The sequence below is a fragment of the Micromonospora sp. NBRC 110038 genome, assembly GCF_020884815.1.
Lineage (GTDB): Bacteria > Actinomycetota > Actinomycetes > Mycobacteriales > Micromonosporaceae > Micromonospora > Micromonospora haikouensis.
In genome coordinates, this window is record NZ_BBOL01000001.1 from 919721 (window position 1) to 938381 (window position 18661).

At 75.4% G+C, this 18661-nt stretch carries 12 protein-coding genes; 7 read left to right on the forward strand and 5 right to left on the reverse strand.

What is annotated here, in order from left to right; all coding sequences use genetic code 11:
• Nucleotides 1-18: 18 nt before the first annotated feature.
• Nucleotides 19-375, reverse strand: a complete 357-nt coding sequence (locus LPU61_RS03915) for a hypothetical protein (RefSeq protein ID WP_043962451.1) — start codon at nt 373-375, stop codon at nt 19-21.
• Nucleotides 372-722, reverse strand: a complete 351-nt coding sequence (locus LPU61_RS03920; RefSeq protein ID WP_144420201.1) for a hypothetical protein — start codon at nt 720-722, stop codon at nt 372-374. Before LPU61_RS03920 ends, LPU61_RS03915 begins: the two co-directional genes overlap by 4 nt.
• 222 nt (nt 723-944) lie before the next feature.
• Here LPU61_RS03920 and LPU61_RS03925 point away from each other — a divergent pair, with 222 nt between their 5' ends.
• Both LPU61_RS03925 and LPU61_RS03930 read left to right on the forward strand, forming a co-directional pair.
• Nucleotides 945-2264, forward strand: a complete 1320-nt coding sequence (locus tag LPU61_RS03925; RefSeq protein ID WP_229404152.1) for an MFS transporter — start codon at nt 945-947, stop codon at nt 2262-2264.
• Nucleotides 2265-2348: 84 nt separating this feature from the next.
• Nucleotides 2349-3251, forward strand: a complete 903-nt coding sequence (locus tag LPU61_RS03930; protein ID WP_229404154.1) for an aminoglycoside phosphotransferase family protein — start codon at nt 2349-2351, stop codon at nt 3249-3251.
• 131 nt (nt 3252-3382) lie between these two features.
• Here the strand turns inward: LPU61_RS03930 and rox are convergent, their stop codons facing one another.
• Complete coding sequence (rox, locus tag LPU61_RS03935) at nt 3383-4810, reverse strand: rifampin monooxygenase (protein WP_043962454.1); 1428 nt, start codon at nt 4808-4810, stop codon at nt 3383-3385.
• Between the two features lie 500 nt (nt 4811-5310).
• Here rox and LPU61_RS03940 point away from each other — a divergent pair, with 500 nt between their 5' ends.
• Nucleotides 5311-6678, forward strand: a complete 1368-nt coding sequence (locus tag LPU61_RS03940; protein WP_043962455.1) for an RICIN domain-containing protein — start codon at nt 5311-5313, stop codon at nt 6676-6678.
• Nucleotides 6679-6824: 146 nt separating this feature from the next.
• Here LPU61_RS03940 and LPU61_RS03945 read toward each other — a convergent pair whose 3' ends face one another.
• Nucleotides 6825-11519 (reverse strand): ATP-dependent helicase, encoded by a 4695-nt coding sequence (locus LPU61_RS03945; protein ID WP_374199617.1) that lies wholly within the window; start codon nt 11517-11519, stop codon nt 6825-6827.
• A 182-nt stretch (nt 11520-11701) separates the two neighbouring features.
• On the opposite strand from LPU61_RS03945, the gene LPU61_RS03950 reads away from it, so the two are divergent.
• Nucleotides 11702-12049, forward strand: coding sequence for a hypothetical protein (locus LPU61_RS03950; protein ID WP_043962456.1), 348 nt, complete (start codon nt 11702-11704; stop codon nt 12047-12049).
• 5 nt (nt 12050-12054) lie between these two features.
• Here LPU61_RS03950 and LPU61_RS03955 read toward each other — a convergent pair whose 3' ends face one another.
• Nucleotides 12055-13650, reverse strand: coding sequence for a DUF4139 domain-containing protein (locus LPU61_RS03955; protein WP_229404157.1), 1596 nt, complete (start codon nt 13648-13650; stop codon nt 12055-12057).
• A gap of 175 nt (nt 13651-13825) precedes the next feature.
• On the opposite strand from LPU61_RS03955, the gene LPU61_RS03960 reads away from it, so the two are divergent.
• The 3 genes from LPU61_RS03960 to LPU61_RS03970 are packed head-to-tail and all read left to right on the forward strand — an operon-like array spanning nt 13826 to nt 18650.
• Nucleotides 13826-16669 carry a Na+/H+ antiporter subunit A gene (locus LPU61_RS03960; RefSeq protein ID WP_229404158.1) on the forward strand — a complete coding sequence of 948 codons (2844 nt, stop codon included), beginning with the start codon at nt 13826-13828 and terminating at the stop codon, nt 16667-16669.
• The gene (locus tag LPU61_RS03965; RefSeq protein WP_043962459.1) at nt 16666-17139 is read left to right on the forward strand and encodes a Na(+)/H(+) antiporter subunit C; all 474 of its coding nucleotides are present in this window, start codon (nt 16666-16668) and stop codon (nt 17137-17139) included. Before LPU61_RS03960 ends, LPU61_RS03965 begins: the two co-directional genes overlap by 4 nt.
• The gene (locus LPU61_RS03970) at nt 17136-18650 is read left to right on the forward strand and encodes a Na+/H+ antiporter subunit D (protein ID WP_229404160.1); all 1515 of its coding nucleotides are present in this window, start codon (nt 17136-17138) and stop codon (nt 18648-18650) included. The genes LPU61_RS03965 and LPU61_RS03970 overlap by 4 nt, the downstream gene beginning before the upstream one ends.
• Nucleotides 18651-18661 lie beyond the last annotated feature (11 nt).

Here is an 18661-nt window from a genome sequence, read left to right on the forward strand (position 1 = left end):
CTCGTGCGCGGATTCGACCTAGCCCGCGCCGAGCCCGACGGGCGGCGTCCAGCTGAACAACGGCCCCGTGGCGAGGCTCCCCGCCATCGCCACCACCAGGTAGATCAGCACCACGCCCGCAGGTGACCAGGCGAAGTGGCGCGTCCAGTACGCGTCGCGGGCGAGCCGAGCGAGCAGCGCCCCGACCAGCGGAAGCGCCAGGTTGAGCACCAGCGCCGTGGTCAGGAGGGTCTCCGTGGTCGCGCCGAACGCCCGCGCCGCCGCATGGGTCGGCACATAGGGCGAGGACACCCGTCGCACCAACCCGACGACGAACAGGAACGGCACGCCGTAGAGCCAGGCGAAGAAGAGCACGCCGAGCCCGACGCGCCTCATCGGGCGGCCTGCCAGAATCCGCCGGCCACCACGGCGAGCCCGACGGTGATCGACACCGACAGGGTGCCGGCGAGGGCGGGGGAGGGGACCCGGCGCGCGAGCAGCGCGGTGATCGCCAGCGTGGTGAGCAGCATGGCCGCGAGAACCGGCGCGCCGACGATCGCCGCCAGAACGAACCCCTCCTGCGGCGTCAGGCAGGCGAAGATGACCGAGCAGTCCTGGTTCGGGTTCGTCGGCACGCCTGCGCTTCCGACGAAGACCGCGGCGAACACGGTGACGTACCAGCCGAGCGCGACGAGGAGGCTCGACCCGAACGAGCCCCGGCGCGGTGGGTCCACATCATCCATGCCCATGAACCTGCCACGCCCCCGGGGTCTGGCCCATCCGCTCGCGTACTCATTCCCGGCGGCTTCCCGTCGGCGGGGCGTCCGCGGTCGCCGGGGCACCCGCCCGTGCATCTCCCACCGGTCGACACCGGTCCAAAATGGGTCGATCGGGCCGCGCGGATCGGCGACCATTGCGGGCATCTCGCGGCCGGCGGGCCGCAACCGACTTCAGGTGGGGGACCGGTGCTCGCTCCGCTGCGCCATCGCGCGTTCCGCTGGCTGGCCGCCGGCCGCACGGTCAACATGCTGGGCAACGGCGTCGCGCCCATCGCCCTGGCCTTCGCCGTGCTCGACCTGACCGGCTCGGTGCGTGACCTGGGCCTGGTGGTCGGCGTCAGATCCCTGATGACCGTGCTGTTCGTGCTCTTCGGCGGCGTGGTGGCCGACCGGATTCCGCGCCGGCTGGTGCTGATCGGCTCCAACGCGCTGGGCGCGGCGACGCAGGCGGCGGTGGCCGCCGTCGTGCTCACCGGCACGGCGACGATCCCGCTGCTGCTGGCGCTCGGCGCGGCCAACGGCGTGGTGAGCGCCCTGGCCCAGCCGGCGTCGGCCGCCGCGACGCCGCAGACCGTGCCGCCCGACCTGCTCCAGCAGGCCAACGCGCTCATCCGGCTCGGCATCAACGCGGGCTCGATCGGCGGCGCGGCGGCGGGCGGCCTCCTCGTGGCCGCCGTCGGGCCCGGCTGGGGGCTCGCCGTCGACGCGGCCACCTTCGCCGTCGCGGCCGTGGCCTTCGCCGGGGTCCGGGTCGCCGCCCCGAAGGCCAGGAGCAGCCGTACGGGTGTCGTCGCCGACCTGCGGGTGGGCTGGACGGAGTTCACCGCGCGCACGTGGGTGTGGGCGGTGGTGCTCGGCTTCATGGTCCTCAACGCGTGCCTGGCCGGCGGCGTGCACGTGCTCGGCCCGGCCGTCGCCGACTCGACGGTCGGCCGCAGCGGCTGGGGCGTGGTGCTGGCCGCGCAGACCGTGGGGATGGTGCTGGGCGGGCTGATCGCCCTGCGGATCCGGGTGCGCCGGCTGCTGCTGCTCGGCGTAGCCTGCATGTTCGCCGAGTCGCTCCTGCTGTTCGGCCTGGCCCTGGCACCCACGATCCTCGTGCTGGTGGCCGCCGCGTTGGCCGTCGGCATCGCCGTCGAACAGTTCACGGTGGCCTGGGACACGTCGATCGCCCAGCACATCCCGGCCGACCGGCTGGCGCGCGTCTACTCGTACGACATGTTGGGGTCCTGGATCGCCATGCCGCTCGGCCAGGTGGCGGTCGGGCCGCTCGCCGCGACGATCGGGGCCCGCGACACGCTGCTGGCCCTCGCCGGGCTGGTGGTGCTCGCCGTCGGGGGCATGCTGGCCAGTCGGGACGTGCGCCGGCTGCGGGCGGTGCCACCCGGCCGGGCCGCCGAGGAGGCGCGGGCCACCGGGGAGCCACCCGCCGCCGACGGCCGGCCGGCCGACCCGGTGCCGGCCGGGGCGGGCGGCGCCGCCGCCGACGGGACCCCGGTCGGCTGACGCGGCAGCTCACGGCGCATCCCCGCCCCGGCCGGCGCGGATAACCGGTGGATGCCGGCGGCGGTGTCTTCTACCGTGCCGGTCGTGCCCATCCACGCCGATGAGATCCGCGCCACCGCCGAGCAGGTGCGCCGTCTGGTGGCGGACCAGTGTCCCCGCTGGGCCGACCTTCCCGTGACGCCCCTGCCCGACGAAGTGGAGGGCACCGACCACGTCCTCTTCCGGATCGGCGACGAACTCGTCGCCCGGATGCCCAAGATCGCCTGGGCGGTCGGCCAGGCCGAGTCCGACGCGCGGTGGCTGCCCGCGCTCGCCCCCCACCTGCCCGCGCGGGTACCCGTCCCGGTGCACGTCGGCGAGCCGGGCGCCGGGTTCCCGTGGCCGTGGACCGTGGTGCCGTGGTTCGCGGGACGCACGCCGCCCCGGCTCGGCTGCGACGACGTGCGCCTGGCCCGCGACCTGGCGGACTTCGTGCGCGCCCTGCACCGGGTGGACCCGGCCGGGGGCCCGGCCAAGGCGCCCGGTGCCCGGGGGGCCGCCCTGCGCCACGTCGACGACGCCGTGCGGCGGGTGCTGCCCCGGCTCGCCGCGCACGACGACGGCTTCGACGTGCGCGCGGCCGAGGCGGCGTGGGAGATCTGCCTGGCCGCTCCCGAGTGGGACCGCGAGCCGGTGTGGATCCACGGTGACCTGCAACCGGGCAACCTGGTCACCGACGGCGGACGGCTGGTCGCGGCCATCGACTTCGGCGCGCTCGGCGTCGGCGATCCGGCCCCGGACGTGGCCCCGGCGCTGTGGACGTTCACCGGCGCGGCCCGGGAAACCTACCGGGAGGCGATCGGGTACGACGACGCCACCTGGCGGCGTGCCTGCGGCTGGGCGCTCGCGCCCTCGCTGACCGGCATCGACTACTACCGGCACACCTTCCCCCGCATGGCCGAACACGGCCGCCACATGGCCCGCGCGGTCATCACCACCCTGACCTGACCCCACCCCGCCCCCACCCCACCCCCGCCCCGGCTCGGTGATCAAGAGGTTTGCGTCATCGGTGAGATCAACTCTGACGCTTTTCTCTTGATCACCGACCCGAACCGGGGTGGGGGCGGGTGGGGTGGGGGTCAGGCGGTGGCGGGGCCGAACCAGGTGGGTAGGTGGTCGTGCAGGTCCTGCTGGTCGTCGCCGACCCACGCCACGTGGCCGTCGGGCCGCAGCAGCACGGCGGGCACGTCCAGTTCCTCGCTGCCGTCGGCGACGTGGTCGACCCGGTCGGCCCAGCCCGCCACCGAGAGCTCGCCGGTCCGGTCGAGCAGCAGCCCCCGGCCGCCGCGCGTCAGCTCGTAGAGGCGTCCGCGCCCCAGCCGGACGTCGCGCAGCCGCCGGCCGAGCAGTTCGTGGCCCGGGCCGAAGTCGTACCGGATGCTGATGGCGATGATCTTCTCGGTCAGGTGCCGGCTCACGTCCTCGAAGTCCATCAGCTCCGAAAGCAGCCGGCGCACGGCCTGGGCCCCCGGCTCGGTGGACATCAGCTCCATCTGCGCGCGGGTGTTGTCCAGCACGTCGGCGGCGACGGGACGCCGTTCGGTCTCGTAACTGTCCAGCAGCCCAGGCGGCGCCCAGCCGTCGACCTGGGCGGCGAGCTTCCAGCCGAGGTTGAACGCGTCCTGGATGCCGAGGTTGAGCCCCTGCCCGCCGGTCGGCGGGTGGACGTGCGCCGCGTCGCCGGCCAGCAGCACCCGGCCGACCCGGTAGCGCTCGGCCAGCCGCGTGGAGTCGCCGAAGCGGGACAGCCAGCGCGGCGAGTGCGCGCCGAAGTCGGTGCCGCCGTACGCCCGCAGTTGTCGCTTGACCTCGTCGAGGGTCGGCGGGATCCGGCGGTCCTCGGCCACCCCCTCGGCGGGCACGACGACGCGGTACACGCCGTCGCCCAGGGGCATCGCGCCGAAGCGCAACTGGGTCTTACGGACCTCGGCGCTCACGGCGGCGAGGGTCTCGGGTGACGCGGTCAACCGCATCTCGCCCAGCAGCGTGTCGACCCTGCTGGACTCGCCGGGGAAGCCGATGCCGAGCAGCTTGCGCACGGTGCTGCGGCCGCCGTCGCAGCCGACGAGGTAGCGGGAGCGCAGCCGGGTGCCGTCGGTCAGTTCGGCGGTGACGCCGTGGTCGTCCTGGCTGAGCCCGACCAGTTCGCCGCCGCGTCGGATCTCGACGCCGAGTTCGACGGCGTGCTCGGCCAGCAGCCGGTCGGTGGTGGTCTGCGGGATGCCGAGCACGTACGCGTGCGCGCTGTCCAGCCCGGTCGGCGGCGGCTTGGGGATGGCGGCGAAGAAGCCGCCGAGCGGGTACTGCTGGCCGAGCGCGAGGAAGCGCTCCAGCAGGCCGCGCTGGTCCATGATCTCGATGCTGCGCGCGTGCAGCCCGAGCGCGCGCACGACCGGGGTCGGCTCCGCCTCCTTCTCCAGCAGCAGCGTGTGTACGCCGTGCAGCCGCAGCTCGCCGGCCAGCATCAGGCCGGTCGGTCCGCCCCCGACCACGATCACGTCGAACATGAATGTCCCCCATACCTAGACGAGCCCGTCCAAGCTGCGCTGATCACCGATATGCGCCGCTACGGGGCCCGGCGGACGATTCTGCGGCATCGCCCGGGTCTTGCCGCAAGGCCCGGGGTGCGGTATATGTTGAGAGTGGCAGGGAGTCGTCGACTCCTTGCCTTTCGTCTTTTCCGGCCCTGTTGCCGGCTTCTGTCCCAGGTGCTGCGGCAGCGGCGATCGCCGGGCTGCGGCGCGACGTCCCCGTGCTCCGACGGCGACCTTCGCCGGGCTGCGGCGCGACGTCGCCGGACCTGCGGCGGCGACGTTCGCCGGGCCTGTGGGCGTGGTGACCACCGGACCTGCGGTGCGGCCCGCGTAGCCGGCCCGTGTTGACCGCAGACGTCATACGTATTACTTTAACGTTAATCGATGGATGGGCGGCGTCTCCGGCCGCGTACCCGACGCCTGCCCGCCGGAGGGCCGATCCACCACGCACCCGATCCCAGAAGGAGTCGCCCATGTGGAGACATCGACTCGTCGTCGGTGCCGTCGCGGGCGCGGCGGCGCTCGTCCTCGCGGCGGGCGGCGCGGCGATCGCCGCCGGAGTCGGCCCGGTCGCGTACGCCAATGACGTCGGCACCCTCGCGACAACCGCCGGATGTGGCCAGGCGCCCACGCTGACCAGCGGTACCCGCACGATCTCCAGCGGCGGCCAGAACCGCTCGTTCATCCTGCGGATCCCTGACAACTACGACCGCAACCACCCCTACCGGCTGATCTTCGCGTTCCACTGGAACGGCGGCACCGCCAACGACGTCGACTCGGGCGGCACCAGCGGATACCCGTGGTCCTACTACGGGATCCGGGCGCTGTCGAACAACTCGGCGATCTTCGTCGCGCCCCAGGGCATCGGTAACGGCTGGGCCAACAGCGGCGGCCGGGACCTGACGTTCGTCGACGACATGATGCGGCAGATCGAGGCGGGTCTCTGCGTCGACACCACGCAGCGCTTCGCCATGGGCTTCAGCTACGGCGGCGGCATGACCTATGCCATCGCCTGCGCGCGGGCGACGCTCTTCCGCGCGGTCGCCGTCTACGCCGGCGCGGAGCTCAGCGGATGCAGCGGCGGCACCCAGCCCATCGCGTACATCGGCATCCACGGGCTCCGGGACGGCACCATCCCCATCTCCACCGGCCGGTCGCTGCGCGACAGGTTCGTCAGGAACAACGGCTGCACGGCGCAGAACCCGCCCGAGCCGGCGCAGGGCAGCCTCACGCACACCCTCACCTACTACTCGGGATGCCGCGCCGGCTACCCGGTGGCGTGGGCCCCGTTCGACGGCCCGCACGCCCCCAACGCCGTCGACGGCTCCGCCGACCCGTACGCGCCGGGCGAGAAGTCCTGGACCCGGCCGGTGGTGTGGAGCTTCTTCACCCAGTTCGACGGCACCACCCCGCCGACGTCCTCGCCGACCCCGACCCCGACCAGCAGCCCCGCGCAGGGCAAGCAGGTCGTCGGCGGCCAGTCCGGGCGCTGCGTCGACGTGCCGAACGGCAGCACCACCAACGGCACCCAGACCCAGCTGTGGGACTGCACCGGCGCCGCCGCCCAGAGCTGGACCTACACCGCGGGCAGGCAACTCCAGGTGTACGGCACCAAGTGCCTCGACGCCAGCGGCGCCGGCACCAGCAACGGCACCCAGGTGATCATCTGGGACTGCCACGGCGGCACCAACCAGCAGTGGAACGTCAACGCCAACGGCACCCTCACCAACGCCCAGTCCGGGCTCTGCCTGGACGCCAACGCCGCGGGCACCGCCAACGGCACCAGGCTCATCCTCTGGTCGTGCAACGGGCAGCAGAACCAGCAGTGGAGCCTGCGCTGACCCGCGACCGATCCTGACCGGTGGCCCTCGGGCGACCAGCGATGCCGGCCCGGCGTCTCGATCCGCCGGGCCGGCATCGTCCGTTGTGGCCGCTCAGCCACTCAGCCAGCCGATCGGCCGGTTGATCGGGTGGTCGGTCAGCGGTCTCAGCCGCGCAGGCGCAGGCCGCGCGGGGTGGCCCGGAAACCGGCGGCGGTCAGCGCGTCGCGCAGCGGGGACGCCGACACGGCCTCCCCGTCGGCCCGCTCCACCGAGATCGCGCCGAGCGCGCCCGTACGCACCGCGTCGGCGAGCGCCCTGCCGGCCGCCGCGAGGGCGTCGGGGGCGTCGGCGAAGGAGAGGATCGTCCGGCCGCCCCGCTCGACGTAGAGCACCAGGTCGCCGCCGACCAGCACGACCAGCGCGCCCGCCTTGCGGCCCGCCCGATGCCCGCTCGCCGGGGCGGCCCCGTCGCCGGAGTCGATCGCCCGCTCGGGCCAGGGCAGCGCCGCACCGTACGGGTTGGCCGGGTCGGTGGCGGCGAGGACGAGCGCCCCGCCCCGGCCCCCGCCACGCCCCCCGGCCTCCTGACCCCCGCCGCCGCGGCTCGCGGTCGGGTCGGCGAGGGCGCGGATCCGGTCGACCGCCCCGGGCACCGCGAACTGGGCCGCGCCCAGCCCCTCCACGAAGTAGCCCCGCCGGGCCGCCCCGCGCTCCTCCAGCGCCGACAGCACCGGGTAGACGGCCGCGAAGCCACCCGTCACCTGCTCGGCGACGACCGCCCCCCGGGTGACGACGCCGTGCCGCTCCAGCAGCACGTCGGCGAGCGCGGCGGCCCGCCGGGTCGGGTCGAGGTCGCGCTCCGGCAGCCGGGACCAGCGGCCCGCCACGGTGGGCGGGCCGCTGCGGCTGGGCAGCGCCACCCGGCCGGGCCGGCGCAACCGGGTGCGCGGCGCGGCCGGCCGGGACCGGTGCGCCCCGCCGCCGCCGAGCGCCGCCCGCAGCGGGGCGAGGGTGTCGTTGGTGAGGTGCCCCGCCCACACCAGGTCCCAGATCGCGGCGGTCAGCGCCGCGTCGTCGGTGCAGCCCACCCGGTCGGACAGCGACCGGAAGAACAGCGCCTGCCCGTCGCCGAGCGCGTCGAGCACGGCGTCGTGCAGCGGGGTACGCGCCAGCGCGTCGTCCGGCGGCGGGAGCAGCAGCGGCGCGGCGTCGGCGTACGCGAGGGTGACCCAGCCGTCGCCGCCGGAGATCGCCCCGGACCCGGCCCACAGCACCTCGCCACCGGCGCACAGCTCGTCGAGCTGGGCGGGGGAGTAGTCGGCGACCCGGCCGGGCAGCACGAGGCGTTCCAGGGCGGACGCCGGCACGGCCGCGCCCTGCAACTGCTCGACGGCGGCGGCGACGGCGTCCACCCCCCGTGCCGACGAGCCGACCTGCTGCCAGTGGGGCAGGAACGCGGCCAGTGCCCTCGGCGGCACCGGCTCGATCTCCCGGCGCAGCGCCGCGAGGGAGCGGCGGCGCAGCAGCCGCAGCACCTCGGCGTCGCACCACTGGGTGCCCACGGTGTCGGGAGCGAACTCGCCGGAGACGACCCGCCCGGCGGCGGCGAGGCGGCGCAGCTCCTGCTCGACGACGGCCACGCCGAGCCCGAACCGGGCGGCGCAGGTGGCGGCGGCGAACGGGCCGTGGGTGCGGGCGTACCGGGCGACCAGGTCGCCGAGCGGGTCGGCCGCCGGGGCGAGGTGTGCCTCGGCCACCCCGACCGGCAGGGCCACGCCGAGGGCGTCGCGCAGCCGGGCGGCGTCCTCGACGACGACCCAGCGCTCCTCGCCGGCGACGCGCACGCGCAGCACCCGGCGGGCCGCGGCCAGGGCGGTGAGCCAGTCGACGGGCACGCCCCGCTCGGCCAGCTCCGCCTCCGACAGGTCGCCGACGGTGCGCAGCAGCTCGACGGCGTCCTCCGCGTCGCGGGGCCGGCGCTGTTCGGTCAGCCAGCGCAGCTGCCGGTCGGTCTCGGCGAGCACCGCCGGGTCGAGCAGCTCCCGCAGGTCGACCCGGCCGAGCAGCTCGCCGAGCAGCGCCGAGTCCAGCGCCAGGGCGGCGGCCCGCCGCTCGGCGAGGGGCGCGTCGCCCTCGTAGAGGAACGCCCCGACGTAGCCGAACAGCAGCGAGCGGGCGAACGGCGACGGCCGCTCGGTCTCGACCTCGACCAGGCGCACCTTGCGGGTGGCCAGGTCGCGCATCAGCCCGGCGAGGGCCGGCTGGTCGAAGACGTCCTGGAGGCACTCCCGGGCAGCCTCCAGGGTGACCGGGAAGTCGGCGTACTCGCGGGCGACGTCGAGCAGCTGGGCGGCCCGCTGGCGCTGCTGCCACAGCGGCTGACGGCGGCGCGGGTCGCGGCGGGGCAGCAGCAGCGACCGGGCCGCGCACTCCCGGAACCGGGACGCGAACAGCGCCGACGTGCCCACCGACTCCTCGACGAGCTGGGCGATCTCGTCGGGCTCGAAGAGCACCACGTCGGCGCCGGGCGGGGAGTCGGCGGTGTCGGGCAGCCGCACCACGATCCCGTCGTCGGACGGCATGACCTGGGCGTCCACGCCGTACCGCTCGGCGAGCCGGCGGCCGATGGCCAGCGCCCACGGGCCGTTGACGCGGGCGCCGAGCACGCTGTGCACGGCGAGCCGCCAGTCGCCCAGCTCGTCGCGGAACCGCTCGACCAGCACCGTGCGGTCGTCGGGCAGGGACCGCGTCGCGGCCTGCTGCTCCCGCAGGTAGGCCAGCAGGTTGCCGGCGGCCCAGTCGTCGAGCCCGCCGGCGCGCAGCGCGGCCACCGCCGCCTCGTCGCCCTGGCGCAGCAGGGTCCGCACCCGGGCGCCGATGGCCCGGCCCAGCTCCACCGGGCGGCCGAGCTGGTCGCCCTTCCAGAACGGCATCCGGGCGGCCTGGCCCGGGGCGGGGGAGACCAGCACCCGGTCGGGGGTGATGTCCTCGATCCGCCAGGACGACGAGCCGAGCAGGAACACGTCGCCGACCCGCGACTCGTAGACCATCTCCTCGTCCAGCTCGCCGACCCGGGCGGCCCGCTCCGCCCCGGCGAGGAAGACGCCGAACAGGCCCCGGTCGGGGATGGTGCCGCCGCTGGTGACGGCGAGCCGCTGCGCGCCGGGCCGGCCGGTGAGCACGTCGGCGGCGCGGTCCCAGACCAGCCGGGGCCGCAGCTCCGCGAACGCGGTCGACGGGTAACGCCCGGAGAGCATGTCCAGCACGGCGTGCAGCGCGGAGTCGGGCAGCTCGGCGAACGGCGCGGCCCGGCGGACGACGACGGCCAGGTCGCCGACCCGCCACGGTTCGAGGGCCACCATCGCGACGATCTGCTGGGCCAGCACGTCAAGAGGGTTGCGCGGGTGGTGCAGCTCCTCGATCGCTCCGGCGGCCATCCGCTCGGCGACGACGGTGCAGGAGAGCAGGTCGCCCCGGTGCTTGGGGAAGACCACGCCCCGGGAGACCGCGCCGACCTGGTGCCCGGCCCGGCCGACGCGTTGCAGGCCGGCGGCGACGCTGGGCGGGGCGGCGATCTGCACCACCAGGTCGACGGTGCCCATGTCGATGCCCAGCTCCAGGCTGGACGTGGCCACCACGGCGGGGAGCTGGCCGGACTTGAGGGCCTCCTCGATGTGCTTGCGCTCCTCCCGCGAGACGCTGCCGTGGTGGGCGCGGGCGACCACCGGGGTGGCCCCGGCCGCCGCGCCCGCCTGGGCCATCACCTCGGCCGGCGGCCGGGCGGGCGGGCCGCCCGGGGACCCGGGGCCCGGCCCTGCGGCGGTCGGCCACGGGCCGGCCTGCCCCGGGCCGGCCGACCCGGCGTCGGCCTGCACCGTGCCGGCCAGCTCCTCGGCGGCCAGCTCGTTGAGCCGGGCGCAGAGCCGCTCGGCGCTGCGCCGCGAGTTGGTGAAGACGATGGTCGACCGGTGCGCCCGGACCAGCGCGTAGACCCGTTCCTCGACGGCGGGCCAGATGGACGCCCGGCGCGGGCCGGGGCCGCCCAGGTCGTCGGGCGGCGGCTCCTGCTCGTCGAGGCGGGTCATGTCCTCCACCGGCACCTCGACGCTGACCTCGATGGTCTTGGCGCTGGGCGGCTGCACCACGTCGACCGGGCGGGCCCCGCCGAGGAACCGGGCGCACGCGTCGATCGGCCGGACCGTGGCGGACAGGCCGATGCGCTGGGCGGGGGCGGGCAGCAACTCGTCGAGGCGTTCCAGGGAGAGCGCCAGGTGCGCGCCGCGCTTCGTCCCGGCGACCGCGTGCACCTCGTCGACGATGACCGTCTCGACCCCGCGAAGCGAATCCCGCGCCGCGGAGGTGAGCAGCAGGAACAGCGACTCGGGGGTGGTGATGAGGACGTCCGGCGGGGTGCGGGCGAAGGCCCGCCGCTCGTCGGCGGGGGTGTCGCCGGTGCGCATCCCGACGGTGATCTCCGGCGGGGCGACGCCGAGCCGGGTGGCGGCCTGCCGGATGCCGGCCAGGGGCGCCCGCAGGTTGCGCTCCACGTCGACGGCGAGTGCCTTGAGCGGGCTGACGTAGAGCACCCGGCAGCGCTGGCGGGGCTCGGCCGGCGGCGGCGAGGCGGCCAGCCGGTCCAGTGACCAGAGGAACGCCGCGAGGGTCTTGCCGGAGCCGGTGGGCGCGACCACCAGGGCGTTGCGGCGGGCCGCCACCGACCGCCAGGCCCCGATCTGGGCGGGGGTGGGCGTGGCGAAGGCCGCCGAGAACCACTCCCGGGTCGCCGGGCCGAATCCCGCCAGCACCCGGGCCGCCTCCGCCGCGCCGAAACCGGCCGTCACCTCCGCCACGCCCTCCATCCTGCCCCGGGGGTGGGACATCCGCCTGGGCCGGACCGGTGCCGGCGGTCGACGCGCGCGAAGTGCCGCAAGGCCGGTTTGTGGATGGAATGGGGCATTATTCCGTTAAGTCTTACTTAACTGCTTGCTTCTGCGTCGACACCTAAAGTAACTTCGCGGAAGTGAGACGTGGAGGAGTGCGCATGGTCGTCGAGGAGCGGGTTGCCGGTGCGGGCACCGACGTGCTCATCCGGAAGGTCGACAGCCATCTTGCCGCACTCCGCGCCGGCCTGCACGGCCCCGAGTTGGAGCTCGCCGAGCGGCTCGCGGCCTGCCTGCGCGAGCTGGTCCGGCAGACCGCCCAGTCCAGCGCGGCCGACCGGGGGCAGGTCCGCGCCGCCGTCCACTTCTTCGTCCTGCGCCGGGAGAGCCGGGGGCGGCTGCTCTCCGTGCGTTCGCTCGCCGCCGCCCAGCGCGTGGTCAACAAGGTCGTCGTCCAGCTCGACCGCCCCGACCTGCTCGTCGAGACCCGCCGCGACCTGCTGGTCTGACGCCGTCACTCCCGCCAGCCGGCCAGCTCCACCCCCTTGGCCAGCTCGACCCGGAAGCCCATGGTGATCTCGCCGCTGTCGCCCGGTTCGAGCCGCAGCCGCCAGGTCAGCTCGCCCAGCTCGGTGCGCTCGGCCGGCGCCGGTGCGATCGTGGCCTCCCGCACGACCACCGCCTCGTCGCGGGACACCGGCAACTGGTCGCGCACCTCCACGGTCGCCGGCCGGGGCGTGTGGTTGGCAACGGTGATCCGATACTCCACGTCCCGGCGTCGGGTCGAGCCGAGCGTGGCCCGGGTGTCGGCGCGCCGGCCCAGCTTCCGCTCCACCCGCACCCGGTCGTCCACGCCAAGCGCCAGCTCCGTCTCCTCGCCGGGCGCCCACGTCGGCAGCCGGGTGGCCGCGACGAAGTCCGCGCCGTGGAAGACCGCCGCCGGGCCGGGCAGCAGCGTGTGCGCCGAGGTGTTGCGCACCGTCGCCCGCAGGTGCGCCTCGGCCGCGCGCACCGGCACGGTCACGTGGTCCAGCCGCGCCGGCAGCTCCAGCACGGCGATCGTCGCCCGGTACGCGCTGCCGTCCGCCGGCACCGCCACCGGCCGCGACGGCCGGTAGGTGGCCGCGCTGACCCCCTGCTCGACCGTTGCCACGCTCTCGTGCACCTTGGGGCGCGGCGCGCCCGCGCGGGCCGCCCCGCCCGCCGCGGCGACCTCGAACGCGGGCCCGCCGGGCGGGGCGGGCGCCGGCACCGCACCGAAGCTCGCCGCCGGCATGGCCGGCCGCGGCAGCGGCCGGACCCGGTCGAGATACCACGGCGACAGCTCGGGTACGCCGGCCGCCGCCGGCCGGGCCGTCGAGAGCTGGAGTACGCACTCCGGCCAGTCCTCGCCGGTGTCCTGACTGACCAGGCCGAACCAGGTGACGGTCACCGTGTCGTCGACCAGCCGCAGGTCGTAGGAGGGCTGCCAGCGGGCCCCGTCGACCAGGTAGGTCAGCTCCAGGTCCAGCTCGGCGTCGTCGACGTCCACCGCCACGGTCACCTCGGCGGCCAGCCGGTCCGGCTCCCGCTTGCCGTGCGCCGCCTCCAGTTGCCGCCGCACCGCCGCCAGGTCCTCGGTCAGCTCCGTCCGCCGCCGGGCCAGCTCCCGCCGCCGCCCGTGGGAGTCGGCGAGCTGCCCGGCCACCGAGTCGGCGAAGGCCGCCACGTCGGCCGGCTCGGCGTCGCCGGCGGCGAGCGCGCGGGCGTACGTGCCGCCGGCCCGCTCGGCCAGCCCGGAGAGGAACTGCCCCCGCTGCTCCTCGACCGCGTACGCGTCGTCGACCCCGGCCAGCTCGTCGGTCAGCTCCCGGCTGCGCTCCTCCAGCTCGCGGACCTGCCCGTCGGCGCTGCGCGCCTGCCGCCACGTGGTCACGTCCACGCCGAGCACGGTCGCCGCGCCCCGGCCGCCGACCCGCAGCGAGTCCCGGTGCAGTCCCAGCGGCAACGGGGCGATCCGTACCCGGTGCTCGCCGGCGGTCAACCGGGCGCTGCCCCGGCGGGTGACCCGGGCCCGGTCCGGATAGACGGTGACGCCGACGACGGGTGCTTCGATCTCCACTGCGTTCACGGCGGCGAGGATAGCCGGGCGATGCTCGTGGCCCCGGTGGGCCGGCACGGGGTCTCCGCCCACACCCGCCCCGAGAAAATTCCGGCAAAACCGCCCATCGGGCCGGAAACTGGCGTCTGATCGCTGATAGGCGTCTCCCTCGGGCGCGCTGCTGCCACCTCGACCGGGAGCGCGGGTGCTCGTACTGCTGATCCTCCACCTGGTGGCGGCGCTCGTCGCGCCGCTGCTGGTCCGGTGGTGGGGCCCGCGCGCCTGCTACCCCCTCGCGCTCGCGCCGGCCGCCGCGTTCGGCTGGGCCGTGGCCCGCGCGCCGGCCGTGCGCGACGGCGGGGCGGTCGTCGAGGCGTACCCCTGGGTGCCGCAACTGCGGCTGGACCTGGCGCTGCGGCTGACCACCCTGTCCTGGCTGATGACCCTGCTCGTCGGCGGCGTCGGCGCGCTCGTGCTGGTCTACTGCGCGCGCTACTTCGCCGCCGGGTCGGCCGGGCTGGCCCGGTTCGCGGCCGTGCTGGTCGCCTTCGCCGGCGCGATGCTCGGCCTGGTCCTCGCCGACGACCTGCTGCTGCTCTACGTCTTCTGGGAGCTGACCACGATCTTCTCCTACCTGCTGATCGGGCACAGCACCACGCGGCGGGCCAGCCGGTGGGCGGCGGCGCAGGCGCTCACCGTGACCACGTTCGGCGGGCTGGCGATGCTCGTCGGGTTCCTGATGCTCGGCCGGCACACCGGCGGGTACCGCTGGTCGGAACTCGCCGGGGCCGGGCTGCCGGCCGGCGGCTACCTGGTCACCGCCGTGCTGCTGGTGCTGACCGGGGCGCTGGCCAAGTCGGCGGTCCTGCCGTTCAGCGGCTGGCTGCCGCAGGCGATGGCCGCGCCGACGCCGGTCAGCGCGTACCTGCACGCGGCGGCGATGGTGAAGGCCGGCGTCTACCTGCTCGGCCTGCTCGCCCCCGTGCTGGCCACCGCCGGCCCGTGGCGGCCCGTGACGGTCACCGCCGGCCTGCTCACCATGCTGGTCGGCGGGTGGGCCGCGCTGCGCCAGTGCGACCTGAAGCTGCTGCTGGCGTACGGCACCGTCAGCCAGCTCGGCCTGCTCACCGTGGCGCTCGGCGCGGGCACCCCGTCCGCCGCCCTCGCGGGCACGGCGATGCTGTTCGCACACGCCCTGTTCAAGGCGGCCCTGTTCCTCGTCGTCGGCGCGATCGACCACAGCGCCGGCACCCGCGACCTGCGGGAACTGTCGGGGCTCGGGCGGCGGGCCCCGCTGCTGGCCGCCGTCGGGACGCTGGCCGCCGCCTCGATGGCCGGGCTGCCCCCGCTGGTCGGCTTCGTCGCCAAGGAGGCCGTCCTCGCCGCGTTCACCGACCAGCCGGTGGTCCTCGCCGGGCTCGTCGCCGGCACGGTGCTCACCGTCGCCTACACGGCCCGCTTCGTCTGGGGGGCGTTCGGCACGCGCCCGCACGCCGACCGGACCGAGCCGCAACCCGTACCCGCCGCCATGCTCGGGCCGCCCGCCCTGCTGGCCGTCGCCGGGCTGGCCGCCGGGGTGCTCGCCGGCCCGGCGGGCGCGCTGCTGCGCCCGTACGCCGAACTCTTCGGCCCGGTGCCCGAGCACCTCGCGCTCTGGCACGGGCCGACCCTGGCGCTCGGCCTGTCCGCCCTGGCCCTCGCCGGCGGCGCGGCCCTGTTCGCGCTGCGCGGCCCGCTCGCCCCCGTGCTGGCCCGGGTGCGCGCGCCGGTGGGCGGCGCCCAGGGGTACGAGTGGCTGACCCACCGCTTCGACCGCCTCGCCATCGAGGTCACCAGCGCCACCCAGCGCGGCTCCCTGCCGCTGTACCTCGGCACGATCCTGCTGGTCCTCGTCGTCGTGCCCGGCGGGGCGATGCTCGCCGCCGGCCCGTGGCGGCAGGGGGTCCCGCTGTGGGACACCCCGCTGCAACCGGTCGTCGGCGTGGTTTCGGCGGTGGCCGCGCTGCTCGCCGTCGGCGCCCGTCGCCGGCTCACCGCCATGCTGCTGGTCGGGGTCACCGGCTACGGCACCGCGATGATGTTCGTCCTGCACGGCGCGCCCGACCTGGCGCTCACCCAGTTCCTGGTGGAGACGGCGACCATCGCGGTCTTCGTGCTGGTGCTGCGCCGGCTGCCCGAACGGTTCTCCGCCCGCCCGCTGCGCCGCAGCCGGTGGGCGCGGCGCGCCGTCGGGGCCGCCGTCGGGGTCGTCCTCGCCGGGCTCTGCCTGGTCGCGGTCGGCGCCCGCACCGCGCCGCCGGTCTCGCTGGCGTTCCCCGGCCTCGCCGTCAGCGAGGGGCACGGCCGCAACGTGGTCAACGTGACCCTGGTCGACATCCGGGCCTGGGACACCATGGGCGAGATCTCGGTGCTCGTGGTGACCGCGACCGGGGTGGCCAGCCTCATCTTCCAGCGCTCCCGCACCGGCCCCCGCCCGCGCCGCCCCCGCCGCCCCGAGCGATCCGCCCAGCGGGGACCGCAGCGGCCGGTGTGGCTGCGCGGCGGCCCCACCCTCGCCGAGCGCCGCCGGTCCATCGTCTTCGAGGTGGTCACCCGGCTGCTCTTCCACACCATCGTGCTGTTCTCCCTGTTCCTGCTCTTCTCCGGCCACAACGCCCCCGGCGGCGGCTTCTCCGGCGGCCTGGTCGCCGGCCTCGCCCTGGCCGTGCGCTACCTCGCCGGCGGCCGGTACGAGCTGGCCGAGGCGGCCCCCGTCGGCGCCGGCACGGTCCTCGGGGCCGGCCTGGCGGTGTCCGTCGGCACCGGCGCGTTCGCCCTCCTCGCCGGCGGATCCGTGCTCCAGAGCGCGAAGCTCGACCTGTGGCTGCCCGGCGTCGGCGACTTCTACGTCGTCACGTCGCTCTTCTTCGACATCGGGGTGTACCTGATCGTGGTCGGCCTGGTGCTGGACATCCTGCGCAGCCTCGGCGCCGAGGTCGACCGGCACATCGAGGCGGCCGGCAAGACCGAACGCGGGCTGATCGTCGACCCGCAGGGGCGGCGACCGTGAACGGCAGCGGAGCGACGCTGGTGCTGGTCGTCGTCGTCGGGGTGCTCGCCGGCACCGGCGTCACGCTGCTGCTGGAGCGCAGCCTGACGAGGATCCTGCTCGGCGTCGTCCTGCTCGGCAACGGGGTCAACCTGCTGATCCTGCTCGGCGGCCGGTCCGGGGACGCGCCCGTCGTCGGCACCGCACCGGTCGACCGGATGAGCGACGCGCTGCCGCAGGCGATGGTCCTCACCGCCATCGTGATCACCTTCGGGCTCACCGCGTTCCTGCTGGCCGTCGCGTACCGCAGCTGGTATCTCACCGGCAACGACGAGGTGCAGGACGACCTGGAGGACCGCCAGGTCGCCGAGATGGCCGCCCGCAACGAGCTGCCCGCGCGCGACCTCGGCGGCGAGGGCCCCGACGGCGACCCGGAACAGGTCGACCCGGAGCCGCACCTGCGCCGGCAGCACCGGGGGGAGACGCCGTGACGGGGTACGGGCCGCTCGTGCCGCTGCCGGTGGTGGTGCCGCTGCTGGGCGCCGCCCTCACCCTGCTGCTGGCCAACCGGCCCCGGCTCCAGCGCGCCGTCAGCGTGGCGGTGCTGGCCGCCACCCTGGTGGTCGCGGTGGTGCTGCTCGTCGAGGCGTACCGGCACGGGCCGGTCGTGGTGAGCATCGGCGGCTGGCCCCCGCCGGTGGGGATCGTGCTGGTCGCCGACCAGCTCGCCGCGCTGATGCTGGTGGTCTCCTCCGCCGTGACGCTGTGCGTGCTGCTCTACTCGATCGGGCAGGGCCGGGGGGACATCGGCGAGTCCGCCCCCGTCACCATCTACCACCCCACCTACCTGGTGCTCACCGCCGGCGTCACCAACGCCTTCCTCGCCGGTGACCTGTTCAACCTCTTCGTCGGCTTCGAGATCCTGCTGGCGGCGAGCTTCGTGCTGATCACGCTCGGCGGCACCGAGGGCCGGATCCGGACCGGGTCGACGTACGTGGTGGTCAGCATCCTGTCCTCGATGATCTTCCTGGCCGGGGTGGGCCTCGTCTACGCCGCCACCGGCACCCTCAACATGGCCCAGCTCGCCGGGCGGCTCGACGCGCTGCCCGACGACGTACGGCTCGCCCTGCAGCTCACCCTGCTGCTCGCGTTCGGGATCAAGGCGGCCGTGTTCCCGCTGTCGGCCTGGCTGCCGGACAGCTATCCGACCGCGCCCGCCCCCGTCACCGCGGTCTTCGCGGGCCTGCTCACCAAGGTCGGCGTGTACGCGGTCATCCGCACCGAGACCCTCCTGTTCCCCGGCGGCGACGTCGCCGGGCTGCTGATGGTGGTGGCCGCGCTGACCATGGTGGTCGGCATCCTCGGCGCGGTCGCCCAGTCGGACATGAAGCGGCTCTTCTCGTTCACCCTGGTCAGCCACATCGGTTACATGATCTTCGGGGTGGCGCTGAGCAGCGTCGCCGGCCTGTCCGGGGCGATCTTCTACGTGGTCCACCACATCACCATCCAGACCACCCTGTTCCTGGTCGCCGGGCTGGTCGAGGCGCGCGCCGGCAGCACCGACCTGCGCCGGCTCGGCGGCCTGGCCCGGGTGGCCCCGCTGCTCGGGGTCCTGTTCTTCGTGCCGGCGATGAACCTCGCCGGGATCCCGCCGCTGTCCGGGTTCCTCGGCAAGCTGGGCCTGCTCCAGGCGGGGGTCGGCGCCGGCGGCGTGCTGCCCTGGGTGCTGGTGGCCGCCGGCACCGCCACCAGCCTGCTCACCCTCTACGTCGCGTCCCGGGTGTGGAACATCGCGTTCTGGCGGGCACCCCAGCTGGTCGCCACCGACCCGCCGACCCGACTGCCCACCCTGATGGTCGGTGCCACCACGGCGCTGGTCGCGCTGGGCCTAGTGCTCACCGTGGCCGCCGGCCCGCTGTTCGGGGTGACCACCGACGCGGCGACCGACCTGCGCGCCCGCACCCCGTACGTGCGCGCAGTCCTCCCCGGCGGCGCGCCGTGACCGGGCGGGCC